A 26,116-nucleotide genomic window follows, 5' to 3' on the forward strand; every position below is an offset into this window, starting at 1 on the left:
TCGGAAAAAGGCCCGCTTTCGCGGGCCTTTTTGCGTGTGAGCCTTTCAGGTTTATATTCCAAATAAGTATTTCTAGATTTCTAAAAATAACTTTTTAGAATAACCGGCGGCGTTCACAATGGGCTTCGTTCTGTCGCGACCGGATCTCCTCCATGCCGCTGGATGCCTGGCTCTCCCTTGCCATCGTCATCGCCGTCTTCCCGCTGATGGCCTTCTCGCGCGTCGGTCCCGACATCGTGCTGCTCGGCGCGGTGATCCTGCTGCTTACCCTTGGCGTGATCGAACCGGTGCAGGCGCTGGCGGGCTTCTCGAGCACGGGCCTGTTTACCGTTGCCTTCATGTACGTGCTGGTGACCAGCATTCGTGAGACCGGTGGCATCGACCTGATCATCCGCCACGTGCTGGGGCGTCCCCGCCGCGAGGGCAGGGCGCTGCTGCGCCTGCTGCTGCCGGTCGCCTCGCTCAGCGCCCTGCTCAACAATACGCCGGTCGTGGCGACCTTCATCCCGGCGGTGCTGAGCTGGAGTCGACGCATCGGCGTGCCGGCGCATCGCCTGCTGATGCCGCTCAGTTTCGCCTCGATCCTCGGCGGCACCATCACCCTGTTCGGGACCAGCACCAACCTGGTCGTCCACGGCCTGCTGGTCGATCGCGATCCCTCCCTGGCCATGGGCCTCTTCGACATCGCCTGGGTCGGCGTGCCGGTGGCTCTGGTGGGGCTGCTCTATCTGCTGCTGCTGGGGCCGCGCCTGCTGCCGGCGCGGCGGGGGGCCGAGTCGGCCTTCGACAATCCCCGCGAGTTCACTATCGAGATGGAGGTGGCGCCCGATGGCCCGCTGGTGGATCGCACCGTCGAGGAGGCCGGCCTGCGCCACCTGCAGGCGCTGTTCCTGGTCGAGATCGAGCGCGACGGCAACGTCGTCAGCGTGGTGGGGCCCGGCGAGCACCTCAAGGGCGGCGACCGGCTGGTGTTCGCCGGGACCAGCGAGGGGGCCGTGGAACTGCAGCAGATTCGCGGGCTCGTGCCGACCCGCCAGGGCGCCTCGAGCCTCGAGAAGGACTTCAAGGAGCGTCGCCTGGTGGAGGCGGTGGTCTCCGGCCAGTGCCAGTTCATCGGCCGACGCATTCGCGATGGCCACTTCCGCACTCTCTATGGCGCCGCGGTGCTGGCGGTCTGCCGCGGCGGCGAGCGGGTCGCCGGAAACCTCGGCCAGATCCGCCTGCAGCCCGCGGACGTGCTGCTGCTGGAGGCGCGCCCGCCCTTCATCGAGCGGCATCGCCAGTCTCGGGACTTCCTGCTGATCAGCAAGGTCAACGGCGCCGCGCGCCCGGTCCACGAGAAGGCCTGGCTGGCCTGGGCCATCCTGGCGGGGGTGGTGGCGCTGGCCACCCTCGGGGTGATGAGCATGATGAAGGCCGCCATGCTCGGGGCGCTGCTGGCGCTGGCCACCGGCTGCTGCACGGTCGGCGCGGCGCGGCGCGGACTCGACACCCAGGTGCTGTTGACCATCGCCGCGTCCTTCGGCCTCGGGGCGGCCCTGGAGAGTTCGGGCGCCGCGGCCACGCTGGCCGGTCTGGCGCTTGAACTGGCCGACGGCAATCCCTGGCTGCTACTGGTAGGGAGCTACCTGCTGGTGGCCCTGCTCACCGAGCTGGTCACCAACAACGCGGCCGTGGTGATCACCTTCCCGGTGGTCATGGCGGGTGCCGAGAGCCTCGGTGTGAGTCCGATGCCCTTCGTGGTGGCGGTGATGTTCGCCGCCTCGGCGAGCTTCCTGACGCCGATCGGCTACCAGACCAACCTGATGGTGCATGGGCCCGGGGGCTATCGCCTCGGTGACTTCCTGCGCCTCGGCGGCCCCTTGAACCTGCTCATCGCCCTGGTGGCCCTGACCCTGATACCGCTGTTCTGGCCCTTCTGAGCGCGCTCGCCGCCGGGCGGCGTTTGCGGTAGGGTGTCGTCCTTCGACCGACCCGATTTACGGCCCTGGAGGCGACTTAATGAACCATCCCGGCGAACTGATCATCGAGCCGAGAAACGGCCAGCCGGCCGATGCCTGCGTCATCATCCTGCACGGCCTGGGCGCCGATGGCCGCGACTTCGAGCCGCTGGTGCCGGCGCTGCCCCTGCCCGACGAGGCCGCGGTGCGCTTCATCCTGCCCCATGCGCCGCGCCTCCCGGTGACCGTCAACGGCGGCATGACCATGCCGGCCTGGTACGACATCAAGGAGATGAGCCTCGACCGTCAGATCGACGAGGCCCAGCTGCTGGTCTCCGCCGAGCGTATCCAGGCCATGCTGCGCGAGCAGATCGAGCACGGTATCGACAGCCGCCGGATCATCCTGGCGGGCTTCTCCCAGGGGGGCGCGGTGGCCTATCAGGCGGCGCTCTCGTTCGAGGCGCCGCTGGGCGGCCTGCTGGCGCTCTCCACCTACTTCGCCACGGCCGACAGCGTGACGCTCGCCGAGGCCAACCACGCGCTGCCCATCGAGGTCCATCACGGCAGCTTCGACCCGGTGGTACCCGAGTCGCTGGGCAAGGCCGGGTACGATCGCGTGCTCTCGCTCGGCTATCCGGCACACTACCGCCGCTACCCCATGGCCCACGCGCTCTGCCCGCAGCAGATCGGCGATATCGGCCGCTGGCTGGGCGAGCGACTGGCGCGCTGAACGGGTGGCCGTGCCCGGTCGTGACGCTCGCGTGACGGTGCCCGCCTCCCCGGTGGGCGTCCTGCGCGTCTGCTGGCGATGCGCGCGTCCCAATTTCCTGGTGCTGGCGCCGCTCTGCGCGGGGCTCGCGGTGACCAGCGCCTGGCTCGACGGCCGGGCGCCGGAGGGTGGCGCGATCCTGCTGGTGCTGCTCGCCGCGCTGCTGGCCCACGCCGCGGTGAACCTGTTCAACGAGCACCACGACTTCGCGAGCGGCCTGGATGCCACCACCCGGCGCACGTCCTTCTCCGGCGGCAGCGGCGCGCTGCCGGCGCATCCCGAGGCGGCCCGGGCGGTGCATCGTGCCGCGCTCGCCTGCCTGGCCGGGGTCGTGGTCATCGGCGCCTGGTGCCTGTGGCGCGCGGGTCCCGCGCTGCTCGCCTACGGCCTGCTCGGCGTGGCGCTGGTGGTGGCCTACACCGGCTGGCTGACCCGCCGGCCCTGGCTCTGCCTGATGGCGCCGGGGGTGGGCTTCGGCACCCTGATGGTGGTCGGGGCGAACCATGCCCTCACCGGCGGCTTCTCCTCCACGGCGCTGGTCGTCTCGGCGGTGCCGACCCTGATGGTCAGTGCCCTGCTGCTGGCCAACCAGCTGCCGGACATCGAGCCCGACCGTGAGGTCGGTCGCTTCCATCTGGCCATCATGCTGGGCGCCCGGCGGGCGGCACGCCTGGTGGCGGTGCTGGTGCTTGGCGCCTTCCTGGTGATCCCGCTGGCCTGGGCCGCGGGCTGGCTGCCCGCCGAGACCTGGCTGATGTGGCTGGCCGCGCCTGCGGCATTTCGACTCATCCAGGGCCTCTGGCAACTGCCGAGCGACGTGGACGCCGGTGAGCGCACGGGGTTGTTGCCGCTGCTGGGCCTCAACGTCGCGCTTCTGTTGGCGAGCCTCTCGCTTCTCAACCTGGGGCTCTGGCTCGCCGCCTGAGGCCTCGCCTCGCCTGGCTTCGGTGTGTCGGCGGGGGGCTCGCTGGCCGACCTCATGCCGGCCATCCAAGGCCCCGAGATCCTGCCGCTCGTCGGGCATCGGGCATGTGCCCCCTACCATCCTGGGCTAAGGTGTGAGAGGTACGCGGGGCAGGAGATCCTTCATGATCGACGTGGGAAATCCCGGGACGGGGGGTATGGCACGCATCAGGGATTACTGGCGGCACTGGGCCTCGTCCCGGAGGCAGCAGGCATCGCTGGCCTCGTCGCTACTGGAGGGTTTCCCGGGCGTGGCGATGCTCGTCGATGTCGACGGCGTCATTCTGGGCGTCAATCCCGGCTTCGAGCGCTACAGCGGTCACCCGGCCCACACGATGCTCGGTCGTCGCATCACCTGCCTGGACGTGGACCCATTGCACGGCGATATCGGCCGGGCCCTGGCGTGCAGCGTGGCACGTCGTTCGCCCTGGCGAGGGGTGCTGCTGTGCCGCCGGGCCGATGGGCAGACCCTCCATCAGCAGGGCGTCTTCCAGCCACTGGAGAGGGGCCCGGGAGAACCTCTGCGCCTGCTGGTGACCCTCTACGACATCACCGAACTGCATCAGGGCGCCCTGCACGATCATGCCCGGCTCGAATCCTTGCAGGGGACGCTCGACCGGCTCCCCGGCGTGGTCTTCCAGCTTCGCCAGTCGGCGCGGGGCGATCTCGAGTTCCGCTACCTGAGTGCCGGGCTTCAGGCCCTCGCGGGCCTATCGTCGCAGACCGTGATGGATAGCGCCGAGGCGCTGCTGGCGAGGGTCCACGGCGACGATCGTCAACGGCTCAGCACCTCCCTGGCACAGTCGGCCGTCAGCTTGTCGCCCCTGGCGCTGGAGTTTCGCCTCGAATTCGCCGATCACGTCCGCTGGATTGAGGGGCGGGCCGTGCCCCGTCGGCAGCGCGACGGCGACACCCTGTGGGACGGCGTGCTGCTGGATATCACGGCGCGCAAGGAAGAAGAGCAGCGCACCCAGAAGCTGGTCAGCACCGACATGCTCACTGGGGTGCTCAACCGTCGCGCCTTCTTCGACTATGGCGAGGCCGTGCGGGCCCTCGCCGCGCGTCATGGGCGGGCGGTACCCCTGGCCATGCTCGATATCGACCATTTCAAGTGCCTCAACGATACTCATGGCCATGCCGCCGGCGACCTGGTCCTGCAGGCGTTCGCCACGACCTGTCGCGACTGCCTGCGTCCCTACGATCTCTTTGCGCGCATCGGCGGCGAGGAGTTTGCCGTCATGCTGGTGGATACCTCGCCAGAGGCAGCCTGGGGGGTGCTGGAGCGCCTGCGCGTCGCGGTGGAGGCGATCGAGCTCGACGTGCAGGGTGAGATCCTGGACGTGACGGTCAGCCTGGGCCTGGCGCTGATGCCACCGCAGGGGAGCCTCGAGCTCGCGCTCTCCCAGGCCGACAGCGCGCTCTACAGCGCCAAACACGAGGGCCGTAATCGCCTCGTTTCGGCGCCGGGCTATCCCGAACCCCGGGTGCACGCCTGCTGATCGCAAGCCGAAAGGCTGGAGAAACGCCGCTTAGATCGGCAGGATGGGGATCACCTGCACTTGCAACCCGAGGAGTCATGCCATGTCCCTGTCGGAAGACTTTCGCCTTCCTGTCGCCTGTCCGAGTTGCGGCAGTCATCTGATGCGAGTCTCCAGCGTCAAGAACCCCGATGATCAGGTGCACTGCTCCTCCTGTCATCGTTTCGTCTGCCTGTGGCACGAGGCGCAGTCCGTGCTGAGAAAGGGGCCCTGCAGCGAGAGCGAGGCCTTGATCGAGAAGGCGGTCAACCGCGGAGCCTGACGGGCCACCGCGAGACGAGTCTTCGAGAGGCGACTATGAGGAAGGGCCGGGCCATGAGGCGCCGGCCCTTCGTGTTTTGGAGCGGTCCTTTTAAATAGAGCGGTTAAATAAAGCGGTGCCTTTTACGCAGACCCTTCTAGAGAAGCTCCTCGCCGGCCAGGGCCAGGCGCGAGCGCTCGACGCTCTTCAGGGTGACGTGGCCGGCGTGGGGCCAGTCGCGGAAGTGCTGGACCACTGCGGCCATGCCGCAGGTGTTGGCGGTGAGGTAGGGAGTGTCGATCTGCCCGACGTTGCCCAGGCAGACGATCTTGGTATTGCGTCCGGCCCGGGTGATCAGCGACTTGAGCTGCTTGGGCGTGAAGTTCTGGGCCTCGTCGATGATCAGGAAGGTGTGGTTGAGCGTGCGTCCACGCATGAAGCCGGGCGCACGAATCTGCACCCGCGAGCCCAGCAGCTGGCGGGTGGCCTCCTGGTTCCAGGTGCTGCTGCCGTCGTGCTCGTCGCGCAGCAGGTTGTCCATGTTGTCGTGGAAGGCGCCCATCCAGGGCGACATCTTCTCCTCCTCGGTGCCGGGCAGGAAGCCGATGTCCTCGCTCATGGAGATCGGCGCCCGGGTGAAGACGATGCGCTCGAAGCGCTTGCTGTCCAGGGTCTGCTGGAAGGCGGCGGCCAGCGTCATGAAGGTCTTGCCGGTGCCGGCACTGCCGGCGATGGTGACCAGGTCGATCTCCTCGTCCATCAGCAGGTTGAGGGTGAAGTTCTGCCGGCTGTCGTGGGCATGAACGCCCCAGACGCTGGCGCCATGGCGATAGTTGGTCAGCAGCTCCAGGTTGGCATGCTTCGGTCCCACCTCGCGCACGATGGCTTCGAAGCTGGCGCCCTCGTCGCTGTCGGACACCAGCATCCCCAGGTGCCACTCGCGAGGCATGTCGCCGGCGAGGCGATAGACGACGCGGTGATCCTGGCGCTCGACCTTCACATCTACCTCGAGGCTGTCCCACAGCCCGCTGCCGTCGTGGCCGGCATCGGGATAGATCCGCGCGCCCTCGATCATGGCGTCGCTGTCGTCGAAGGCGCGATCGGTGAGGTAGTCCTCGACCGGCACCTCGAGGGCCGCTGCCTTGACCCGCAGGTTGATGTCCTTGGTGACGAGGATCACCGAGGCATCCGGTCGCTCGTCGCGCAGTCGGCAGGTTTCGGCCAGAATCCGGTTGTCGGGGCTCTCCTCTAGCGGGTCCAGCGGCCTCAGGTCGTTGTAGCAGAGCAGGCGCAGTCGACCCTCGGGACCGACGAGTCGAGGGATGGGAATGCCGTCGCGAATCTGGTCGATATCGACGCTGGCGGTGAGGTCCGAGAGGGTGCGGCTGACTTGGCGGGCGGTGCGGGCGATCTCGCGGATGCCGTTCTTGTGCTTGTCGAGCTCCTCGAGCACGGTCATGGGGATGACGACCTCGTGCTCGTCGAACTGGTAGAGGGCGGCGGGGTCGTGGATCAGGACATTGGTGTCCAGCACGTAGAGCCGGGTGGCCTTCTTGTCGATGCGTACCATCGGCGCAGTTCTCCTGGTGTCATGGTGTCGACACTGCCGGCGCGCGATGTCAGGGAAATGACATGAGCGCAAGCGCTGTCGTCCCGCTCGATGTCTGTCGTGTCACCTCCTGGTGGCCTGGTGATAGTGGGAGCTGGCGAGGTACTGACCTGCCAAGTACCGGCCTTATCGGTACTTACTTGTAATTACCTGCCTGGTTCGAGCATGGACGTCGTTCGTCGATGCTGCAATGCAATATCATGATGCGCCATCAACGCTGGCTCAGCGAGCGGATTCGACCTCCTGGAAGATGCGCTCCATATCCAGCGTGGAGTGCTTGCCCAACGCCTCGAAGTGATCGACCAGCCAGGCCTCGGTGGTCGCGCGTCCCAGGTCGTGCAGATGGCACAGGAAGGCCCACTCGGCGTTGAGCTTGCTGGACACCGAGAGATGCGAGAGCGGCTCGTCGCCGCTGAGGTGGTGAAGCCTGGCATCGCGATAGCAGCCGATGTCGATGTCATGCTCGCCGAGCAGCTTCTGCAGCATCGCGATCATGCGCACCTCCTTGATCAGGGCGGCATTGAAGGTGATCTCGTTGAGCCGGTTGAGGATGTCCGCAGCGCTGGTGGGCAGTTCCTGACGATGCATGGGGGTGATCTGCACCATCAGGATGTCTCCCGCTGTGCAGTCGTGCAGCAGGGGCGACAACGAGGGGTTACCCATGTAGCCGCCGTCCCAGTAGGCCTCGCCATCGATCTCCACGGCCTGGAAGACGGTGGGCAGGCAGGCCGAGGCCATCACCGCATCGAGGCTCATCTCTTCCCGGGAAAAGATCCGCTGCTTGCCGCTTCTCACGTTGGTGGCGGTAACGAAGAGCTTGAGGTTGTCGCAGGCGCGCACCCGGTCGAAATCGACGCGCTCGGCGACGATGTCGCGCAGCGGATTGAGATTGAAGGGATTGAAGTGATAGGGCGAGACCAGCCGGCTCATCAAGTCCAGGGCGATGTATCCGGGAGAGTGGTCGAGGCTCCAGTTGCCGGTCATCACGTCCAGCGGGGTCCGGCGAACGGGGCTGGTCATGCCCGCTCGGCTCACCGCGCGCCAGAAGTCGCGCAGCGCCAGGCGGGCGGTCGCCTCGTCACCGCGGGTCAGGGCGTCGGCCATCACCACGCCGTTCATGGCCCCGGCACTGGTGCCGCTGATGCCCTCGATCTCGATGCGCTCATCCTCGAGCAGGCGGTCCATGACGCCCCAGGTGAAGGCGCCATGGGCACCACCCCCCTGCAGGGCCAGATCGATGCGTTTTCTTTCGCTCATGTCCTCTCCATCGGCCGGCGAGCCGGCACGCGACTGCCTGGTGTCACGCTCAGCATAAAGGTGGAGAGGGGAAAGCGGCCAGTTTGCCCACTCTCTACCGACTTACCCCACCTTTCTCCACCCTTCCACCGATGCAGCGCCGTCTTCCCGGTCGACCCTGGCGGCGACACGTATCGCCCGAGATGGTGGTCCGCTCGCACTGTAACGTTCTCGAGTCACTTTGCAGAACGTCGTTAACCGATTGTTCTGAAAAAGAATAAAAGCGTATTCCGGCAACTCGCCCGCCCCAGTGTTCAGTGTATGGAGCACTCACGGTTCGGCTACAAATGGGCCGCTGGATATCCCCATCGTCTCGGAAGTCCCCGAGAGTTATAAATTTCTTACTCTTACAGTTGCTTACATCTATGGCGAGACGGCGTTGGCATGTTTCCTGCTCCTGTCTTTACGACTGCGAGCGGGAAGCGTCATTCAAGGGTCCAGGCACTGCGTGATGAGGACGATGGCGCGAGTTCGCAGGCTGCAGCAGACACAACAAATGGAGACATGATCATGAAAAAGTATCTTGTACTCGCGGGTACGCCCCTGCTGGCCCTGGTGATGGCTATTTCCACGGCGCACGCGAATCCGAGTGCCGGTTATGCCGATGATGTAGATCAGGATGTGGACTCAACGGCAACCGCTACCGGCGGCAGTAGCGGTAGTGCCAATGGTGGAGCCGGATTCGGTCTGGGCTTTGCGGGCGGTGGTACCGGTGGCAGTGCCGACGGGGGTGATGATAACTCCGGCGGGCTCTTCGGCGGCGGCGCCGGTGGTGGTGACGGTGGTACCGGTGGTGCAGGCACAGGTGGTTCGGCTGCCGGGTATGGAGCAGGCGGAATGGGAGGTTCAACCGGCCGTGGCGGTGACGCCTGGGCGATGAGCGAGTCCTACAACACTTCCACTAGTGTTATTTCTCGCCAGGATATGACCTCAACCGTTACCGGATCCCCCATCACTATCATTGGTGGTGCAGGTGCTGCCGGAGCTACCGGGGGCGCTGGCGGAGGGGCATTCTCCCTCAACGTCGGTCTGGGTGTCGGCGGTAGTGGCGGAGATGGAGATGGCGGTGACGGCGGCGATGCCGGGGCGCTGGGCCTCGGGGCCGGGGCCGGCGGTGACGGTACCGGTACCGGTACCGGCCTCGGCGTCGGACTTGGCGTCGGGGGTAGTGCTGATGCCGGTAGCGGCGCGCTCGCCGGCTCCAATGCCGACAACGACCAGAGCGGCGATGGCGGCGCAGGCGGCTTCCTCGCTCCCGGCGGTGCGGGTGGTTCCCAGTCTGCCGGCTCCTCGGCCGGGGCTTCTTCCGGGGCGACGGCCGGTACCGGCGGTAGCGGCAGCGGTAGCGGCAGCGGTACCGGCAATGGCGCCGGTGCCGGCGGCGACGGCACCGGTAGCGGTTCGGCCGGCGCGGTGGCCGGCAACGGCGGCAATGGCAACGGCGGCGGCGGTGGCGGCGGTAGTGCCACTACGGGTGATGCCTATGCCTTTGCCGGCAACGGCGGTGCCGGCGGTAACGGCGGCAACGGTGGGGCAGCAAGCCTGGCCACCGGCGCGGCCAATGTGTCCGTGGGTGGCGGCGTGTTCGGTGGCATCAACAACATGAACGTGTCCACCGGCCTCTACAACTCCCAGCTGTCCGGTACCAACGTGGCGGCTCACAGCAACGTGAGCATCGGCAACTGATCCGGAGCGCATGATGCGCTGATACGACGCAAGAATCGGGAGCCGGTGGAGACTACTCCACTGGCTCCTTGATGAAGCGTCCCTATGGATTGGAGTTCGGGAGTTCACGCCATGATTTACGCAATGAAGAGCACGACAGCCAGTTCATGTTCCGGCAGGGGCCGTTATCGCCACACGGCGAGGGTGTCATTCCTCCTTGCGGCGCTGCTGATGGTGGGCGCGTCGAACAGCCAGGCGGAGACCAGCACGACCCTGTACCAAGAAGTCGCCGGGTTCGGTGGGGACGTTAGTGAGAGCCTGACAGGGGGCTTCGCGGCCATGGAGCAGCTGGATCTCACCGCCATGGATCAGGCCAGGGCCCGGGAAGGGCAGAGGATCGTTAATATCAACACGGTGAAGAGTGTCCAGAAGATGAAGGCGTCGGTGAACGACACCTCCTTCGATATCGGGGGAAACATGGTATCGGGGAATATCACCTTCGCGCCGGAAGCGTTGGGTAGCTATAGCGGCACCGGTATCTTCAGCGCCGTGACCGGTAGTGGGAACTCCATCAACAACGCGGTGGGTATCAGTGTGTTCATCGCTGACTAACGCGATGGATGTCCGTCACACAACGCACCCACCAAGAGATGATTCGCCATGAACGTGTATCGGAGCCTTTGCTGTGGCATGGCATCACTGCTGCTCATCGCGGGCAGCATGGAAGTCATCGCCGGCCAGGTCACCATCGCCAATCGATTTGGCAACTTCCAGGTAGAGGCCAAGAGCTTGCAGGAAAAGGGCTGGGACAGGGTGATCAGGCAAGAGTACGACTTCAGTTGCGGTTCGGCCGCCGTGGCTACCTTGTTGACCTACCACTATCAGCGTGACACCACTGAGGCCGAGGTCTTCGAGACCATGATTCGCGCCGGGGATGCCGAGAAGATCCAGCGTTATGGGTTTTCCATGCTGGACATGAAGCGCTACCTGGATGGCCGTGGACTCAATGCCGATGGCTTTCGAATTGCGCTCGACGACTTCATTAACATCGGTGTTCCTGCCATTACCATGGTAAACACCGGGGGCTACAAGCATTTCGTCGTCGTCAAGGGGATCGATTCCGACAATATCCTGGTGGGGGATCCTGCCGCCGGCACCCTGGTAGTGCCTCGAGAGCACTTCGAGAATTTGTGGAACGGGACGGTACTCGGTGCCCGGGCCGAGATCGAGTTGGCCCGCCAGCATTTCAATAATGACCAAGACTGGGCCGTGCGCCCCGATTCTCCGCTCGCCAGGGGCGTGAACCGCTCGAGCGTCGGTGCCAGCCTGCTGACCTTGCCCGCTTACAACGAGTTGGGTAGGTAATGAGGAGATGACACGATGAACTCTCGGGCTTTTAGACAAACGAAAGTATGCCGGCTTGGTTGGGCCTGTGCGACTGCGCTATTTCTGGCGGCTGCCTCCCAGGCGGCTACGCTTTCTCCAGGGGCGCCAGCAGCGGCGTTTGCGGCGGTCTCCCATCAGTATCGTGATCCTGCCTTGGTCCAGGACGCAGACAGGCTCTATGCCGAGGTATCGCGATCGCGCGGAGCCCGGGACGGTTTTTACCGCGGCACCGTGATTGCGGCTGAGGACATGGGTCAGATGCGCGCCGGCTTCAACCTTGGTGGGATTGATGTGGACTTCGGGGCTCGTCTCCAGACGCTGATCGACAACCGCGTCGAGATGATCTCCGTCGTGAACTTCACCCGGGCGGGCGCCAATATCGTCTCGCAGACCTTCAGTGACCCTGCCGGGGCCGCCATGCAGGTGGGTAACGGTGGGATCTCGGTGACCGACGTGACACCCGGTGGTGTGAATCTGACGGGCCTGGCCGACTTTTCGGGTATTGCCTTGAACGATGCCAAGGGCTTTACTTCCGCGCTGCATAATATCACCCGTAATGCCATTATCAGCAGCGTGGTCAGCAACGCTTCGGGCCGAGACATCCAGCAGCGGATCGATATCAATGTTCGGCTCAACAACATGGGCGCCTTGGATGCCGCCAGGAAACGGGCCGCGATCGTGGATTCCTTCTCCGGCATCCTGCGCTGACACGGATTGTTCCCTCGTTCTCGCATCCAGCCATAGGGCGAACAACAATGAGGCTGCCCCTTACGGGCAGCCTCATTGTTGTGATATCTATTATTACCCTTCCGTACGTTGATACTCCCCGCGCGTGTCAGCCTAGAAGACGTTCATGCCGATGGGCATGCGCAGGGTCAAGGTGGTGTCCGGGGCATCCTCGGTGATGCCGAGCTCGAGGCCCAGGTTGATATTGACATCTGGGTTAAGCGAGTAATTCCAGCCCAGCAGCAGGGAGCCGACGTTCAGCGTCTGTGACTCTACCTGGGTGGTGCTGCCGTTATCCGTATTGACGTATTCGGTCTTGGTCTTGCCGATGAAGTCGTTCTTGTAGCCCAGGGTGAAGGAGGTGCGCGGATTGATGGCATACGCCATGCCGAAGCTGAGGCGAACGGCATCGCCAGGATCGACGTCGCCGACAATGACATTGACTGGGCTACCATCATCATCACCGGATAGGTTCTGGTCTACGTTGTCCTCCAGGTGGAAGACATAGCCCAAGTTGGCGAAGTAGACCGCCGGGGCCGAGGGCAGCAGCATGGTGATGCTGGGTTCGATCGAGTGGAATCCGGTGCCGGTAGACAGTTCCAGTGGGTTCCCGGAGCTGTCGCGGTCGATATCGAAGGGGCCATTGCCGGTGGTGGTCTTGTAGCGCAGGTTGCCGATGAAGAAGGGCATGCCGTTCTGGCCGCGGTTCAGCTGATAGTGGGCCGCCAGCTCAATATCGCCCAGGCTGTCGCCGGAAAGCTCTCTGTCGATGCTGAAGACGTCATCTTCGCTCTCCTCGATCGGGACGTTGACCCTTTCGTTCTCGTCCCGGTAGACGTAGGGCACCTTCATCTCGAGTTCCAGGCGATCAGTGAAGCCCAGGCGGCCGGTCAAAGAGGCGGTGTAGTTGTCGCGATCGACGTCCTGGGCCGTGAACACCCCGATCAGCAGGGTGCTGAGCACGCTGACCCCTTCGAAGGTCATGCGGTTGATGCTTTCGTGGGAGTACTGGAATTCGGGTTCCAGGATGAGCCGCCCCTTGGGGGTGAGCACCCCGCCGTACTCGGCGATAGCCCCAATCTGCGGTCGCTCATCCTGAGGTTCGGGCTCCTGACCCACGGGTTTACCCCGAAGGTTCTGTATCGCTTCCTGTCGCGCTCCTTGTGTCGCGTCCTGTGCCGCTTCCTGAGCAAGGGCCGGCAGGCAGCCAAACACTGTGATAAGGCCAGCAGCATAGCGGATGGTCGTGGTTCCTGAGCTCATGGCTTCCTTCCTGTTCTTGTTGCTTGTCCCGCGCCCCACCAGTAGCGTGATAAGGCACGCAATAATCCCCATTTGCATCAAACTGTTCCCCAAGGGCGAGGCTGCGTGGGCCGGCGACGCCCCGTCCTGGTTCATGTTCAGGTTAGTTGAATGGTCTTGGATGTCGATGGAAAGTCCGGCGTTGTCTCGTCCGAGCTACCGTTTCTGTCGATGCCATGCTTCTCGAGTAACCGGTAGAGGGTGACCCGTGAGATGCTCAGCTCCCTGGCCGCGTGCAAGACCTTGTGCTTGTTGCGTACCAGCGCGGCCTTGATCGCCTCGCATTCCGCCGTGTCGCGGACCTGCTGCAGGGTGTCGGTGTCGCGGGAATGACCATTGCGCCGTTCCAGCCCCAGGTCGGTTGGGCTGATCAGGCGATGCTCGCACATGATCATGGAGCGTCTTACCCTGTTCACCATTTCGCGTATATTCCCCGGCCATCGATGCTGTCGCATCACCACCAGGCTCTCATGGCTGAAACCCCGTACCTTCACTGGCTTGTCGGAAGAGAACCGGCGAAAGAAGAAGTTGGCCAGCGGTTCGATATCCTCCGGGTGCTCCCTGAGGGCGGGGGTTTGCACTTGCAGGACGTTGAGGCGATGGAAGAGATCCTCTCTGAACTCTCCTTTCTCGACGGCCTTTTCGAGGTCGACATGGGTGGCCGCCAGGACTCTGACATCTACGGGGATCTCCTTTAGCCCGCCGACACGAAACACCGTCAGGGTTTCCAGAAATCTCAGAAGGTTGACCTGCATATCTAGGGGAAGGTCACCAATTTCATCCAGGAAAAGAGTGCCGTCCTGTGAATTCTCTATGATGCCAGTCTTTCGTTGGCTGGCACCGGTGAAGGCGCCTTTCTCGTGGCCGAAGAGCTCCGACTGGATGAGTCCTGCGGGAAGTGCTCCGCAGTTGACGACGTTGAATGGCCCTTGACGGCGAGACGATAGCTCATGAATGGCTCGCGCAGTGAGCTCCTTGCCCGTTCCGGACTCTCCGGTAATCAGTACGGGGGCATCGACGGAGGCCACCTTGTGAATGGTGCGGTAGAGGTGCTGCATGACCGGCGTATCGCCAACCATGCGCAAGTCATGATTCTGATGGCCTTCTCGGTAGGCATCGTAGCGATCTTGAAGCTTGGCCATGCCCAGCGCACCCTCGAGGAGCACGTTGACGCTGCGGGAGTCCAGGGGGGCAGCGCGATAGGCGAAGCAGTAGCTGTATATCAGGTCGCGAGCCTTGTCACTCAACCGATCGACATCCTCGACAAGTACTACCCAGTGAAGCGCCGTGAGTTCGGAGGCTTTTTCCATTTCGAGCGGGAGCGATGCGGTGTCTTCTTCGAGGAAGGCCAGTCCAATCCTGCAATCATGTTTGCCGATGATCGACAGGGCTTCATGGAAGCTGTCGGGTTGAAAAACTGACCAGTCGTAGTGAGAAAGCTCCTCTATGGTGGCCTGCAAGGCCGAGTGATTGCCGATTGCCATGATCTGCCGCGATGACTCCATCATCAGTTGTCCTTATGGTTGCTGGCAACCATTGTTGATGGTGATCAGGGCCCTGCGGAGCCTGCTGATAGCCACGGGTCTTATCCCGCTTGTCATAATATGTGTTGCCCATGTCCGTCCAGAACGTGGGCATTTATGCCCCCTTGGCGGAAGGGAGCGGATAGCGGTGCATTGATGGCATGGCGATCACTGTCCGATGCCTGCCGTTCCCAGTGTTGGCGGCTCTCACATTATTGTAAAGGCATGTTACAAAGCGTTGTCGGACGTCGTTTTCCCTGAATTATCCGGTATGCAAGCGGAAAATGGTGGTTTTTCATGGGATTGGGAAAGGCTGACTGACGAGGGGAGATAATGCGCCTGGCCAGGTGCATCATGAAATTGGTACTTGTGGGTGGTAGGAAAGGTGGGAACGGTGCCTGGGTAGGCGAAGGCATCATCAATGCTTCTGAGTGGACTCATCGAGCCAGCGTCTCGGCGCCTCCCTATCAAGCCGCTCGTCGATCGATCCTGTCGCGGTATGGATGCCGATGTGTCCTTACAGGCCGCGCATGCTGAAGCCCTGTCAGGGAGATAGCCGCCATCCGTGGCGCAGGACCTGGCGGGCGATGCCAGGCCGCGATGGAGTGCATCGGGGACGGTGGGAAGGGGGAGGGCTTATTCCACGGGGGGAGTGGGGCGGATGAGGATCTCGTTGACATCCACATGGGCCGGTTGGTTGAGTGCGTAGATCACCGCGTTGGCGATATCGCGGTCTTCCATGGCGTGTTCCGGAGGCTCGTCGAAGAAGGGGGTGTTGACCATGCCGGGCTCGATCAGCGTCACTCGGATACCGCTGCCGCGCAGCTCCTCACGCAGGTTGTAGCCGATGCCGGTGACCGCCCATTTGGTGGCGCTGTACATGGAGCCGGGAATGGTGGCCCGGCCGGCGGCCGATCCCGTGAGCAATACCTGGCCGCGGCTGTGCCTCAACGCCGGCAGGGTCGCCTGCAGGGTCAGGCCCACTCCATAGATGTTGGTCAGGATCATGTCGCGCCAGGCCTCGTGGTCGGCGCCGCTGAAACCGCCCGGCGAGCCGCCGCGCCCCGCGTTGGCGAACACCGCATCGATCCGGCCAAAGCGTTCCAGCGCCTGCTCGACCATGGCCTGCTGGTCGTCCATGGAGGTGACGTCACAGCCGATAGCGAGGACGTTTTCCTGACCCAGCTCCTCGGCCAGAGCGTTCAGCTTGTCTCGGGAACGGGCCGCCAGCACCAGCTTGTAGTTCTCACGCGCGGCGGCGCGGGCCGTGGCGGCGCCGATGCCGCTCGAGGCCCCGGTGATCAGTAATACACGATGCTTCATCGTCCTCTCCTGTGCTAATGAATCGCCAGATTGCAGAATGGCGCAGTCACCGTCGTCTGCGCAATCCCGGCGCGCGGCATGCTCCCTCAGTGGTCGTCGCCGGGGCTGGGCAGGTCCTTAGTTCATGGCCAGGGGCGCCTCGTTCCGGTCGCAGCGGAAGAAGTTCGAGTTCGCCAGCCACTCGGGATCCGGGTAGTAGGTGAAGAGATACTGATCTTCCTTGATGCTGTCGATCAGCGGGGTCGCCACTTCCTCGCGAACCGCCGGGCAGCCGTGGCTGCGACCGAGCCGGCCGGTCTGCTCGATGAAGTCCTCGCTGACGTAGTCGGCGCCGTGGATGACGATGGCGCGCTCGTAGGCCAGGTCGTTGACGCCGGGCTCCAGTCCCTCGAGACGCAGGGAGTAGCCGTTGCTGCCCCGGTAGCTGTTCATGGTGCGAAACAGCCCGATGCTGGACTGGTGACTCTCGGGGACGTTGGAGAAGCTTTGAGCCACGGCATTGCCCGATCCCTGGCCGTGAGAGACCAGCTCCTTAAACAACAACTGCTGATTTTTCAGGTCGAAGACCCAGAGGCGAGGCTCGGTCGAGGGCAGCGAGAAATCGATCACCGCCAGTCGCTCGGCGTCCGGGTCGGCGCAGGATAGCGCTCGCGCCGCCAGACGCATCACCCGGGTATCGGCGCCGGGGGCCAGCCGCTGCAGGGTCTGGTCGAGGGATGATTGGTGCAGGGTGTCGGGCGTGTCGGCCTGGGTCAGGAAGTCGTCGCTGGCCAGGGAGGGTAGGGCGCCAAGCAGCAAGGCGCTGCAAAGGGCCGCGCCGGGCAGCCATCGGCTCGGGGCATTCATCGGCATTCGGGAAACCTGTCGGGTGGGGTGCGCGGCCTGCTCGACGTCCATTCCGGGACGGAGGGGCGATCACGCGAACGGACAAGCGGCTTCCCTGCGGCTCGATATCAGACACTATGATGACGATGTGCATAATAACGAACCAGCCAACGACATCAACCTTGAGGAGGTCGCCATGCCCTGGGCAACCGGATGGAAGCCGCTGATTCTCGCGGCGGCGATGACGCTGTCGCCCGCCGCCTCGGCGCTGGCCGAGGAAGGCAAGCCCTCTCTGGACGATCTCCTCGCCGAGCGACTGGCTGAGCAGGAGCTGACCCTGCGGGCGTTCTACGCGGCACGCGATGGACGGCCTGCCTGGCAGGAGGCCGCCACCGTGGCCGCCCTCGCCAACGCTCTGCGCACCCTGGACGCCGATGGCCTGAGCCCGCAGGACTATCGGCCGGACACCCTGGTGGCCGCCCATCGTCAGGCGCTCGCCGAGCAGAGCCCCCCGGCGGCGCAAGCGCGCTTCGACCTGCAGACCAGTCAAACCCTGCTGACGGCCCTGCGTCATCTTCAGCGCGGCAAGGTGGATCCCTATCGCATCGATCCGGGCTGGGAGGTGCCCATCGAGGCGCCCCCACTCGATCTCGCGGCGATCTCACAGGCGGTGGACGCCCGTCGTTTCGAGCAGGCCTTCGCCGCGGCGCGCCCCTCCGTCGCCCCTTACGAACGCCTGCGGGCGAGCCTCGCGCGCTATCGTCATATCGCGCGACAGGGTGGCTGGCCGATGATGCCTCCCCGCCCGCGGTCGCTGCGCCCGGGGGAGCTCCATGACGATGTGCCGCTGCTGCGTGAGCGCCTGGCGATCCTGGGCGAGCTCGAGGTGATGGCGAGGGTCTCCGATGCACCTGCTTCTCAAGTCACCGATCCGCGCCGCTACGATGAGCGTCTGGTAGCGGCGGTGGAGCGCTTCCAGCAGCGTCACTTGCTGGAGGTGGACGGTATCGTCGGGCCCGCGACCCGAGAAGCCCTGAACGTCCCCGTGGCGACCCGCATCGATCAGATCCGCGTCAACCTGGAGCGCGCTCGCTGGCTGCTCCATGGCCTGCCGGACTCCTTCGTGCTGGTGGACATCGCCGGCTACCGGATTCGCTACTACCGCCCCGACGGCGGCGTCTGGCGCTCGCGCATCGTGGTGGGGCGGCCCTATCGCCGTACCCCCTCGCTGCGCTCACGGATCACCCACCTGACGATCAACCCCACCTGGACGGTGCCGCCGACCATCCTGCGCGAAGACGTGCTGCCCAGGGTGCGCCGCAACCTCGGTTACCTGTGGCAGCAGGATCTGATGGTGTTAAGTCCGTCCGGGCGACGCCTCGACCCGAGAGACGTCAACTGGTGGCGGCCCGGCAACGTCATCCTGCGCCAGCGCGCCGGTCCCCAGAACGCCCTGGGGCGGGTGGTGCTGCGCTTCCCCAACGATCACCTGGTCTACCTGCACGACACCCCGGCGCAGGCGCTCTTCGCCCGGGAACAGCGAGCCTTCAGCTCAGGCTGCATCCGCGTGCAGGGCGTGCTCGAGCTCGCCCAGTACCTCTTCGATGACACCGGCACCGCGGCTCAGGTGTCCACCCTGGTCGCCGCCGGGCGGACCCGCAACGTCCACCTCGAACGCCCCGTGCCGGTCATCCTGCACTACTGGACGGTGCACCCGGACGAGGCGGGACAGCTGGTCTTTCGCCCCGATATCTACCAGCGCGATTCGGCGCTGCTCGCGGCCCTGGATGCGCTCCCGGCCGGCTAGGTCGTATCCAGGGGCTCTTGCCTGTCGTTCACCCTGCGCTACCGGTCACTCGTAGCCCTTTGCCTGCAGGCGAAACAGCCTCGCGTAGCGACCGTTGGCGGCCATCAGGCTCGGGTGATCGCCCTGCTCGAGGATCTCGCCGTTATCGATCACGAGGATCCAGTCGGCGGCCCGCACCGTCGAGAAACGGTGGGAGATCAGGATGGTCATGCGGTCGCGGCTGTGCTCGCGAAAGTCGGCATAGACGGCGGCCTCCGCCGCGGCGTCCATGGCCGCGGTGGGCTCGTCGAGCACCAGGATGTCGGCGCCCTCGCGCATGTGGGCCCGCGACAGGGCAATCTTCTGCCACTGGCCGCCGGAGAGCTCCTGGCCGCCCTTGAACCAGCGTCCCAGCTGGGTGTGGTAGCCGCCCGGCATCTCGGCGATGAAGTCATCGGCCAGGCCGCGTCGCGCCGCCGCCTGCCAGCGCGCCTCGTCGGTGAAGGCCTCGACGTCCCCGGCGCCGAGGTTCTCGCCCACCTTCATCTGGTAGCGCACGAAGTCCTGAAAGATCACCCCGATGCGCCGGCGCAGGGTCTGGACCTCCCAGTCGCGCAGGTCGCTGCCGTCGAGCAGGATGCGCCCCCCGGTCGGCTCGTAGAGGCGCGTCAGCAGCTTGATCAGGGTGGTCTTGCCTGAGCCGTTGGCTCCGACCAGGGCGAGGCTACGTCCCGGTTGCAGGTGCAGCGAGATCCCCGCAAGGGCCGGCGTCGCGCTGCCCGGATAGGTGAAGCTCACCGCCTCGAAGCGGATGCCGTCGCCCGGCTGCGCGCCCTCGGTCAGGGTGCCGCGCTCCGCCGGCACCGGCTGCTCGAGGTACTCGTAGAGGTTCGACAGGTAGAGGTTGTCCTCGTACATGCCGCCGATCGCCGTGAGGCTCGCCGAGAGTGCCGCCTGGCCCTGCTTGAAGACCATCAGGTACATGGTCATCTCGCCCAGGGTCAGCGCGCCGGTCACCGTCTCGATCACCACCCAGGCGTAGGCGCCGTAGAAGGCGAGGGTGCCGAGCAGGCCGAGCAGGAAGCCCCAGGTCTCGCGGCGGATGGTCAGGCGCCGATCCTCGCCGTAGAGGGTGTCGAAGATCGTCCGGTAGCGGTCCAGCAGCAGCGGCTCCAGGCCGAACAGCTTGACCTCCTTGATGCTGTCCTCGCGGGCCAGCACCGTCTCCAGGTACATCTGCATGCGCGTCTGCGGCGAGCGCCAGCGGAACAGCCGGAAGGCATCCCCCGAGAACTTGGCCTCCGAGACGAACACCGGCAGGGCGCCGATCACCAGCACGAGTATCGCCCAGGGCGAGAACTGCACCAGCAGCACGCCGAAGCTGGCCAGCGAGATGGCGTTCTGGGCGAGGCCGAAGGTCTTGTTGACCAGGCCCAGCGGGCGCGTCGAGGCCTCGCGGCGGGCGCGAGTCAGCTTGTCGTAGAACTCGGAGTCCTCGAACTGCTCGAGTGACAGGGTGCCGGCCTTCTCGAGGATCATCACGTTGACCTTCTGGCCGAGCAGGGCGCGCAGCAGCGACTGCTGGCCGGCGAGGCCGCGCTGGGCCAGGGCGATCGTGGCGATCACCCCGGCTTCCGCCAGCACGTAGCGCAGCACCCCCCACCACTCGACGCGACCGGTGTCGCGATGCACCGCCATCGCCGCGACCACGGCATCGACGATCAGCTGGCCGATCCAGGCCGCCACCGCCGGCAACACGCCGGCGACCAGGGTGCAGAGCGCGAGCCCCAGGGTCAGCGGGCGAGAGGTCTGCCAGACCAGCGCCAGGGCGCGGCGGCTATAGCGAAAGACGCCGATGAAGCTGGCGAGCATGCCGCCGGGGCGCGGCGCGGAAGGGGCGTGAGCGTGAGGAGAGGACAAGCGCGTGGCTCCTGGCAGTGAAGGGAATGGGGGCGTCAGACCAGCGGCGAGACTCGCCGGGGCTCTTCCTCGAGCAGCGCGGCCAGCCGGGTCAGGCCCTCGTCGAGCCGGGCACGCTCGGCGGGCGGCGTCACGCAGAGGCGCACCGCCTGGGGGGCGGGCTGGCTGCCCACGCAGAAGGGGTCGGCGCCGAGCAGGGTGACGCCGCGTTCCGCGGCGCGGGCTACCACGTCCACCGCTCGCCAGGGCTCGGGCAGGCGCAGCCAGGCGTGGAAGCCGCAGGGATGAGCGACGATCTCATGGCCTTTGAGGCGCTCGGCGAGCAGTCGCTGGCGCGCGGCCACCTCCTGCCACTGCCATTCGATCAGGGTCGTGGCCTCGGCGCTGGTCAGCCAGTCGACGGCGGCGCGAGTCATCAGCTCCGGCATCGCCCAGCACTGGGCCCGCAGGGCGGCGGTCAGGCGCGACATCAGGTTGGCGGGGGCCCGCAGGGCGCCCAGGCGCAGCCCTCCGGCGAGCAGCTTGGAGACGCTGAAGATGTAGAGCGCGCGCTCCGGGGCCAGGCGGTAGAAGGGCGTGCCGCGGGTCGCGGCGGTCACGAACTGCACGCCGTCTTCCAGCAGCAGCAGGTCGTGGCGCCTGGCGACCTCGACGAGGGCGTGGCGCCGCGCCTCGCCCATCCGCGCGCCGGTGGGGTTGTTGTGCTCGGGCATCAGGTAGAGCAGGCGGATGCGCTGCTGCTGGCACAGGCGCTCCAGCGACTCGGGCTGGATGCCCTCGGCATCCATTGGCACCGCCACGTGCTTCAAGCCCAGCTGGCGGCCGGTGGCGATCATGCCGGGGTAGGTGAGGGCCGCCGAGGCCACGGCCTCGCCGGGCTGCACCAGCGCCTGCAGGGCCAGGAAGTCGGCGTGCTGGCCGCCGGCGGTGAGGATCAGCTCCTCGGCCGACAGCGGCAGCCCCTGGCGGGTCAGCCAGCCGGCCAGCGCCTCGCGGCTGGCCGGACTGCCCTGCTCGGGCGGATAGGCCAGGGCGGACTCGATGGCCTGCGCAGACTGGCTCAAGCGCGACAGTACGCCGGCGAGCTGCTCAGCCCGCCAGGGATGGGGAATCGGCACGCTGAGCGACAGGTCGATGCTGCCCTCTTCCGCCCGGGAAAGGTGGTGGAAGCGAGGCGCCTCCGCCGACGGCGAACGTACCCGGGTGCCGCTGCCGACCCGGGCCTCGACCAGGCCGCGGCGCTCGGCCTCGCGATAGGCGCGGGTGATGGTGCCCACAGTCACCTTGAGCGCATCGGCCAGCAGGCGCTGAGGCGGCAGGCGCTCGCCGGGGGCGAGGGTGCCGGCGGCGATATCGGCGGCCAGTTGATCGACCAGCGCCTGGTAGCGCGGGGTGTCGGCACCCTCGAGGTCGGGCAGCCACCGGCAGCGAGCGCGGGCCTGGGCCTGGATGTCCATACGGCGACTCTCCATCGGGCAAGGGTGAAAGGGTGCCGGGCGGGCGATCCTCTCGGTGCGAATCAGGGCGGTCGGGCGGATTCGGGAGCAGACAATGTCGGGGTGACAAAGCCGTCCTTGATCGGCGAAGCGGGCCGCGCATACTGAGATTGTGCGCGCAATTGTCGATCCTGTCAGGTAGCTTGCGCGAAATTGTACCCCTACAATAGTCGGCACTCGCTTTGGTCCGAGGCGATGCCCGCACGAAAGGAGTCCCCATGACCCTCCCGCTGCCCGAGCTGCTCGCCCTGGTGGGCCCGATGATGCTGTTCGCGATCAGCATGTCCGCCACGCCCGGCCCCAACAACATGATGCTGACCGCCTCGGGGGCCAATTTCGGCTTCCTGCGCACCCTGCCGCATATGTTCGGCATCTCGATCGGCGTGATGGGGCTGATGGGGGCCGTGGCGCTGGGGCTCGGCGCCCTGTTCGAGCAGTGGCCGCCGCTGCAGCAGGGGCTCAAGCTGATTGGCAGCGTCTACCTGCTGTGGCTGGCCTACCGGATCGCCACCGCGCCGCCGCCAAACCAGCGAAGCGTCGATGAGAAGGTGCGGCCGCTGACCTTCTGGCAGGCCGCCGCCTTCCAGTTCGCCAACCCCAAGGCGTGGGTGATGGCGATCTCGGGAATCGCCTCCTTTACCCTCTCCGGCGATGCCTTCGTGGCCTCGGCGGTGGTGGTGATCGCGGTGATGGGCATGACCAACCTGCCGTCGATCGCCCTCTGGGCCGGGTTCGGCGTGGCCGTCGGCCGGCTGATGACGACCCGGCGCCACTGGCGGACCTTCAATGCGCTGATGGGGCTTCTGACCGCGGCCTGCGTGCTGATGATCCTGGCCTGAACCGGGCCCGAAACGACGGCGCCCCGCAAGGAGCGGGGCGCCGTGGGGTGCCGAAGGTGGTTGCGGAACGCGAGGCGCGATCAGCCTTCGTCGTCATCGGTGGCGGGCTGCTCGGTGCTGGCCACCACGCTGCCGGTCTGGCCGCTCTCCAGGGCCGCCAGCATCGGCTTCGCCTGACGCTGGAAGGCCACCAGGCGATCACCCTGCAGGCTCTGGTTCTCCGGCAGCGAGACCTTCATGGCGTTCACCTGGCTGTTGTTGACCAGGACCTCGTAGTGCAGGTGCGGTCCGGTGCTGCGCCCGGTGTTGCCGGAGAGGGCGATGCGCTCGCCCATGGTGACGCGCTGACCGTTGCTGACCATCGGCTTGGAGAGGTGCAGGTAGCGGGTCTTGTAGCCGTTGTCGTGGCGGATCACCACGTAGCGTCCCGCCGCCGGGTGGTTGCCGACCTTCTCGACGCGGCCGTTGGCGGGCGCGCGGACGGTGGTGCCGATCGGCATGGCGAAGTCGGTGCCCTTGTGGGGGCTGATGCGACCGGTGACCGGGTGGTGGCGGTTGGGGTTGAAGTGCGAGCTCAGCCGGTAGCGACCCTCGAAGGGGTAGCGGTTGAAGGCCGGGTCGAGGCTTTCGCCCTCGGGGGTATAGAAGCGATTGTCCTCACCGTTGCGCACCACGGTGAGGTTCATGCGCGCGCCGGCGTACTCCACCGCCAGCACGCGCGGATCGAGGCTCTTGCCGTCGATGATGTCGGATTCCACCAGCACCTGGAAGCGATCGCCGCGACGGGTGTCGCGGCGAAAGTCGAGTTTCTTCTCCAGCACCCGCGAGAGCTCCGAGACCTCGGCGCTGGTCAGGCCGGTCGCCTTGGCCGAGCGTGCGAAGCTGCCGCTGATGGTGCCGGCGAAGAGGCGCTGAGTGGCCTCTCCGGCGCGCTCGATGGTGGCGACCTCGAAGTCGTCCTGCTGGCGCTCGACCAGATAGCCATCGCGGGCGTTCTTCATCATCCGCAGGGCGAGCAGGTCGCCCTGTTCGTCCAGCTGGTACTCGAAATGGTCACCGACGCGCCAGTGGGTCAGCAGGCGCGGCTCGGGCAGGGTGTCGAGCAGGGCCATGACCTCGCTGTAGCCCATCTCGAGGTGCTGCTGGGCCATGATGGCGAAGGTGTCGCCACTCTGCACGGTGTAGGTCTGCCACTGCGGGACGAAGGGCTCGTTGGCGACGATCTCCTGGTCGAGAACGATCGGGCCCTCGTCGAACAGCGCGAGCTCATCCTCGGTGACGTCCTCGTAGGAGGTGGCATCGGCCACCATGCCGTCCTCTAGCTCGAGCATGCCGGCGGCGATGGTCCCGATGACCATCGCCATGTGCTGGGCCCCCTCGTCGAGGCGAACCGTGTCGCCCTCGCTCGGCGCCTGGCCGGTTCGGGGCGAGGCATCGTTCTGGGCGGGCATGGCCAGCGTTGCGGGGACCCCGGACTCTGACCGATTGGCCCGCGCGGCATCTATGAAGTCGATGTCGACGACTTCCGAGGCGGTCAGTGCGGAGATCGGCACGTGGCCGCGCGTGGCGTCGAGTGCCTGGTTGGCCTTCGCCAGGGCACCGCTCACCGCGTCTCGCTTGGTGTCGAGAGAGGGCAGGCCCGGGCTGGCATCGGCATCGAGAGGAACGAGAACGGTGTCGAGCGTCTGTCGATCACGCTGAACATCTTCGAAGGTAGTGAGGACCTTCTGGGCTCCCAGCACGGTCACCATGGTGGCAACGGGTAACAGCAGCAGCTTATGGGTGCGGGGTAGCGAATGAAGAATTCGCATCATGGGAAAAAGGCCGTGACAGTTGAAGAAGGAAACAAAAAAATGGCCTTAGAACCATACTCTATGATGCATGAGATGCCTAGTCTGTATAGGTATACAGATATGCCCGCTTGAGGCGCCAGGACGACGGTCATCAAGCGAGCATCGGGGGCGAACGCCGTTGTCTTCGCGTATTGAATAGCTCGATGCGGGGATTTTCAACCCGCGCGGGACGATCAATCGGTGAGGGTGCCGTCGCGGTAGTCCCTGAGCGCCTGTTCCAGCTCGTCCTGCCGGTTCATCACGAAGGGGCCATAGTGGGCAATCGGCTCGCCGTGCGGTTCGCCGGCCAGCAGCAGGGCCTGCCCGCCTTCGGCGCTGGTCAGCCTGAGCGCTTCCCCGCCGCCCAGGCGGGCAAGCTGTCCCTTTTCGACGCGGGTGCCGCCGACCTCCAGGCTGCCTGCAAATACATAGACCAGCAGCGTGGTGGCGTGATTCACCAGCGCAAGTTCGCCGCCGGCGTCCAGCCTGGCATGAGCGACACCCCCCTGGCCGGCCAACTGCGACAGGGGGCCCGCGACGCTGTCACCGGCCAGCGTCTGCCAGTGCCCGCCCAGGGCCGTCAGGCAGGCATCCTTGCCCGAAAGCCCCGGCATCTCGTCGGCGCGCACGTCCCGATAGGTCGCCTCGCTGAGCTTGTCCTTGGCCGCCAGGTTCAGCCACAGCTGGAAGGCGTGGAGCCCCCGGTGATCGGTCAGCGGCATCTCGGAGTGGATGATGCCGCGGCCGGTGTGCATCCACTGGGCATCGCCCGGATGGATCGTGCTCGAGTGGCCGAGATGGTCCTCGTGGGTCAGGCCCCCGTTGATCACGTAGGTCAGCGTCTGGATGCCCCGGTGGGGATGAGGCGGGAACCCGCCGATATAGTCATCCGGCTGGTCAGAGGCCAGCTCGTCGAGCATCAGGAAGGGATCCAGGCCTCCGCCGAAATCGTGCAGGCGCTGGATCTTGACGCCGTCGCCGTCCTGGCTCGGTTGGGTGTTCAGCAGGCGAGCTACCTGCCGGATCGTCGGGGTGGGGGCCATGGGTTCCTCTCTATAATTCGCAGGATCACTACTGGCATTTTAGGTCGGTTTTTTCGAAGATTAAGCGCAATATTTCGCTACTGATATTCGAGGA

At 65.6% G+C, this 26,116-nt stretch carries 21 protein-coding genes; 11 read left to right on the forward strand and 10 right to left on the reverse strand.

The features are described 5' to 3' along the window. The first annotated feature begins 152 nt into the window (after positions 1-152). The 5 genes from ABE957_RS08925 (at position 153) to ABE957_RS08945 (ending at position 5,472) form a co-directional block, all read left to right on the forward strand. The gene (locus ABE957_RS08925; RefSeq protein ID WP_349758313.1) at positions 153-1,922 is read left to right on the forward strand and encodes an SLC13 family permease; all 1,770 of its coding nucleotides are present in this window, start codon (positions 153-155) and stop codon (positions 1,920-1,922) included. A gap of 79 nt (positions 1,923-2,001) precedes the next feature. Further along, a complete protein-coding gene (locus tag ABE957_RS08930) occupies positions 2,002-2,670 on the forward strand; it encodes an alpha/beta hydrolase (RefSeq protein ID WP_349758314.1) in 669 nt (222 codons plus the stop codon). A gap of 10 nt (positions 2,671-2,680) precedes the next feature. Beyond that, positions 2,681-3,634, forward strand: a complete 954-nt coding sequence (locus ABE957_RS08935) for a prenyltransferase (RefSeq protein ID WP_349758315.1) — start codon at positions 2,681-2,683, stop codon at positions 3,632-3,634. A gap of 196 nt (positions 3,635-3,830) precedes the next feature. Next, a complete protein-coding gene (locus ABE957_RS08940; protein WP_349758316.1) occupies positions 3,831-5,171 on the forward strand; it encodes a sensor domain-containing diguanylate cyclase in 1,341 nt (446 codons plus the stop codon). Between the two features lie 82 nt (positions 5,172-5,253). After that, a complete protein-coding gene (locus ABE957_RS08945; protein ID WP_349758317.1) occupies positions 5,254-5,472 on the forward strand; it encodes a hypothetical protein in 219 nt (72 codons plus the stop codon). Between the two features lie 136 nt (positions 5,473-5,608). On the opposite strand, the gene ABE957_RS08950 is transcribed toward ABE957_RS08945, so the two are convergent. Further along, positions 5,609-7,021 (reverse strand): PhoH family protein, encoded by a 1,413-nt coding sequence (locus ABE957_RS08950; RefSeq protein ID WP_349758318.1) that lies wholly within the window; start codon positions 7,019-7,021, stop codon positions 5,609-5,611. A 261-nt stretch (positions 7,022-7,282) separates the two neighbouring features. Next, entirely contained in the window at positions 7,283-8,317 is a 1,035-nt protein-coding gene (locus tag ABE957_RS08955) for a patatin-like phospholipase family protein (protein ID WP_349758319.1), read from the reverse strand. A 549-nt stretch (positions 8,318-8,866) separates the two neighbouring features. Here ABE957_RS08955 and ABE957_RS08960 point away from each other — a divergent pair. From ABE957_RS08960 to ABE957_RS08975, 4 genes are all read left to right on the forward strand, one after another. After that, positions 8,867-10,042 carry a hypothetical protein gene (locus ABE957_RS08960; protein ID WP_349758320.1) on the forward strand — a complete coding sequence of 392 codons (1,176 nt, stop codon included), beginning with the start codon at positions 8,867-8,869 and terminating at the stop codon, positions 10,040-10,042. A gap of 111 nt (positions 10,043-10,153) precedes the next feature. Then, positions 10,154-10,633 (forward strand): hypothetical protein, encoded by a 480-nt coding sequence (locus ABE957_RS08965; protein ID WP_349758321.1) that lies wholly within the window; start codon positions 10,154-10,156, stop codon positions 10,631-10,633. Between the two features lie 78 nt (positions 10,634-10,711). After that, positions 10,712-11,386, forward strand: a complete 675-nt coding sequence (locus ABE957_RS08970; RefSeq protein WP_349758322.1) for a C39 family peptidase — start codon at positions 10,712-10,714, stop codon at positions 11,384-11,386. A 279-nt stretch (positions 11,387-11,665) separates the two neighbouring features. Beyond that, positions 11,666-12,115 carry a hypothetical protein gene (locus tag ABE957_RS08975; RefSeq protein ID WP_349758323.1) on the forward strand — a complete coding sequence of 150 codons (450 nt, stop codon included), beginning with the start codon at positions 11,666-11,668 and terminating at the stop codon, positions 12,113-12,115. Between the two features lie 132 nt (positions 12,116-12,247). On the opposite strand, the gene ABE957_RS08980 is transcribed toward ABE957_RS08975, so the two are convergent. The 4 genes from ABE957_RS08980 to ABE957_RS08995 form a co-directional block, all read right to left on the reverse strand. Continuing rightward, positions 12,248-13,396, reverse strand: coding sequence for a transporter (locus ABE957_RS08980; RefSeq protein WP_349758324.1), 1,149 nt, complete (start codon positions 13,394-13,396; stop codon positions 12,248-12,250). A 137-nt stretch (positions 13,397-13,533) separates the two neighbouring features. Then, on the reverse strand, positions 13,534-14,943 hold the full coding sequence (locus ABE957_RS08985) for a sigma-54 interaction domain-containing protein (protein ID WP_349758325.1): 1,410 nt from the start codon (positions 14,941-14,943) through the stop codon (positions 13,534-13,536). A gap of 651 nt (positions 14,944-15,594) precedes the next feature. After that, entirely contained in the window at positions 15,595-16,281 is a 687-nt protein-coding gene (locus ABE957_RS08990; protein WP_349758326.1) for an SDR family oxidoreductase, read from the reverse strand. 117 nt (positions 16,282-16,398) lie between these two features. Continuing rightward, on the reverse strand, positions 16,399-17,133 hold the full coding sequence (locus tag ABE957_RS08995) for a murein L,D-transpeptidase catalytic domain family protein (protein WP_349758327.1): 735 nt from the start codon (positions 17,131-17,133) through the stop codon (positions 16,399-16,401). 169 nt (positions 17,134-17,302) lie between these two features. On the opposite strand from ABE957_RS08995, the gene ABE957_RS09000 reads away from it, so the two are divergent. Then, positions 17,303-18,913: a L,D-transpeptidase family protein gene (locus ABE957_RS09000; RefSeq protein WP_349758328.1), complete on the forward strand. Its 1,611-nt coding sequence runs from the start codon at positions 17,303-17,305 to the stop codon at positions 18,911-18,913. 45 nt (positions 18,914-18,958) lie between these two features. On the opposite strand, the gene ABE957_RS09005 is transcribed toward ABE957_RS09000, so the two are convergent. Further along, positions 18,959-20,764, reverse strand: a complete 1,806-nt coding sequence (locus ABE957_RS09005) for an ABC transporter ATP-binding protein (RefSeq protein ID WP_349758380.1) — start codon at positions 20,762-20,764, stop codon at positions 18,959-18,961. Between the two features lie 83 nt (positions 20,765-20,847). Next, entirely contained in the window at positions 20,848-22,269 is a 1,422-nt protein-coding gene (locus ABE957_RS09010) for an aminotransferase-like domain-containing protein (RefSeq protein WP_349758329.1), read from the reverse strand. A 257-nt stretch (positions 22,270-22,526) separates the two neighbouring features. Here ABE957_RS09010 and ABE957_RS09015 point away from each other — a divergent pair, with 257 nt between their 5' ends. Further along, positions 22,527-23,147 (forward strand): LysE family translocator, encoded by a 621-nt coding sequence (locus ABE957_RS09015; protein WP_349758330.1) that lies wholly within the window; start codon positions 22,527-22,529, stop codon positions 23,145-23,147. An 80-nt stretch (positions 23,148-23,227) separates the two neighbouring features. Here the strand turns inward: ABE957_RS09015 and ABE957_RS09020 are convergent, their stop codons facing one another. Continuing rightward, positions 23,228-24,961 (reverse strand): peptidoglycan DD-metalloendopeptidase family protein, encoded by a 1,734-nt coding sequence (locus tag ABE957_RS09020; RefSeq protein ID WP_349758331.1) that lies wholly within the window; start codon positions 24,959-24,961, stop codon positions 23,228-23,230. A gap of 212 nt (positions 24,962-25,173) precedes the next feature. Further along, positions 25,174-26,022, reverse strand: a complete 849-nt coding sequence (locus tag ABE957_RS09025) for a pirin family protein (protein ID WP_349758332.1) — start codon at positions 26,020-26,022, stop codon at positions 25,174-25,176. Between the last annotated feature and the right edge of the window lie 94 nt (positions 26,023-26,116).

The organism is Halomonas pelophila, from assembly GCF_040196315.1.
In the GTDB taxonomy this organism is placed as follows: Bacteria; Pseudomonadota; Gammaproteobacteria; order Pseudomonadales; family Halomonadaceae; genus Halomonas; species Halomonas pelophila.

Coding starts and splice junctions, on each gene's coding strand:
- ABE957_RS08925 (WP_349758313.1), top strand. CDS start 153: ATGCCGCTGGATGCCTGGCTCTCCCTTGCCATCGTCATCGCCGTCTTC.
- ABE957_RS09000 (WP_349758328.1), top strand. CDS start 17,303: ATGCCCTGGGCAACCGGATGGAAGCCGCTGATTCTCGCGGCGGCGATG.
- ABE957_RS08955 (WP_349758319.1), bottom strand. CDS start 8,317: ATGAGCGAAAGAAAACGCATCGATCTGGCCCTGCAGGGGGGTGGTGCC.
- ABE957_RS08975 (WP_349758323.1), top strand. CDS start 11,666: ATGCGCGCCGGCTTCAACCTTGGTGGGATTGATGTGGACTTCGGGGCT.
- ABE957_RS08945 (WP_349758317.1), top strand. CDS start 5,254: ATGTCCCTGTCGGAAGACTTTCGCCTTCCTGTCGCCTGTCCGAGTTGC.
- ABE957_RS08950 (WP_349758318.1), bottom strand. CDS start 7,021: ATGGTACGCATCGACAAGAAGGCCACCCGGCTCTACGTGCTGGACACC.
- ABE957_RS09020 (WP_349758331.1), bottom strand. CDS start 24,961: ATGATGCGAATTCTTCATTCGCTACCCCGCACCCATAAGCTGCTGCTG.
- ABE957_RS08980 (WP_349758324.1), bottom strand. CDS start 13,396: ATGAGCTCAGGAACCACGACCATCCGCTATGCTGCTGGCCTTATCACA.
- ABE957_RS08990 (WP_349758326.1), bottom strand. CDS start 16,281: ATGAAGCATCGTGTATTACTGATCACCGGGGCCTCGAGCGGCATCGGC.
- ABE957_RS08930 (WP_349758314.1), top strand. CDS start 2,002: ATGAACCATCCCGGCGAACTGATCATCGAGCCGAGAAACGGCCAGCCG.
- ABE957_RS09005 (WP_349758380.1), bottom strand. CDS start 20,764: ATGCTCGCCAGCTTCATCGGCGTCTTTCGCTATAGCCGCCGCGCCCTG.
- ABE957_RS08995 (WP_349758327.1), bottom strand. CDS start 17,133: ATGCCGATGAATGCCCCGAGCCGATGGCTGCCCGGCGCGGCCCTTTGC.
- ABE957_RS09010 (WP_349758329.1), bottom strand. CDS start 22,269: ATGGACATCCAGGCCCAGGCCCGCGCTCGCTGCCGGTGGCTGCCCGAC.
- ABE957_RS09025 (WP_349758332.1), bottom strand. CDS start 26,022: ATGGCCCCCACCCCGACGATCCGGCAGGTAGCTCGCCTGCTGAACACC.
- ABE957_RS08985 (WP_349758325.1), bottom strand. CDS start 14,943: ATGATGGAGTCATCGCGGCAGATCATGGCAATCGGCAATCACTCGGCC.
- ABE957_RS08940 (WP_349758316.1), top strand. CDS start 3,831: ATGGCACGCATCAGGGATTACTGGCGGCACTGGGCCTCGTCCCGGAGG.
- ABE957_RS08965 (WP_349758321.1), top strand. CDS start 10,154: ATGATTTACGCAATGAAGAGCACGACAGCCAGTTCATGTTCCGGCAGG.
- ABE957_RS08970 (WP_349758322.1), top strand. CDS start 10,712: ATGGCATCACTGCTGCTCATCGCGGGCAGCATGGAAGTCATCGCCGGC.
- ABE957_RS08960 (WP_349758320.1), top strand. CDS start 8,867: ATGAAAAAGTATCTTGTACTCGCGGGTACGCCCCTGCTGGCCCTGGTG.
- ABE957_RS09015 (WP_349758330.1), top strand. CDS start 22,527: ATGACCCTCCCGCTGCCCGAGCTGCTCGCCCTGGTGGGCCCGATGATG.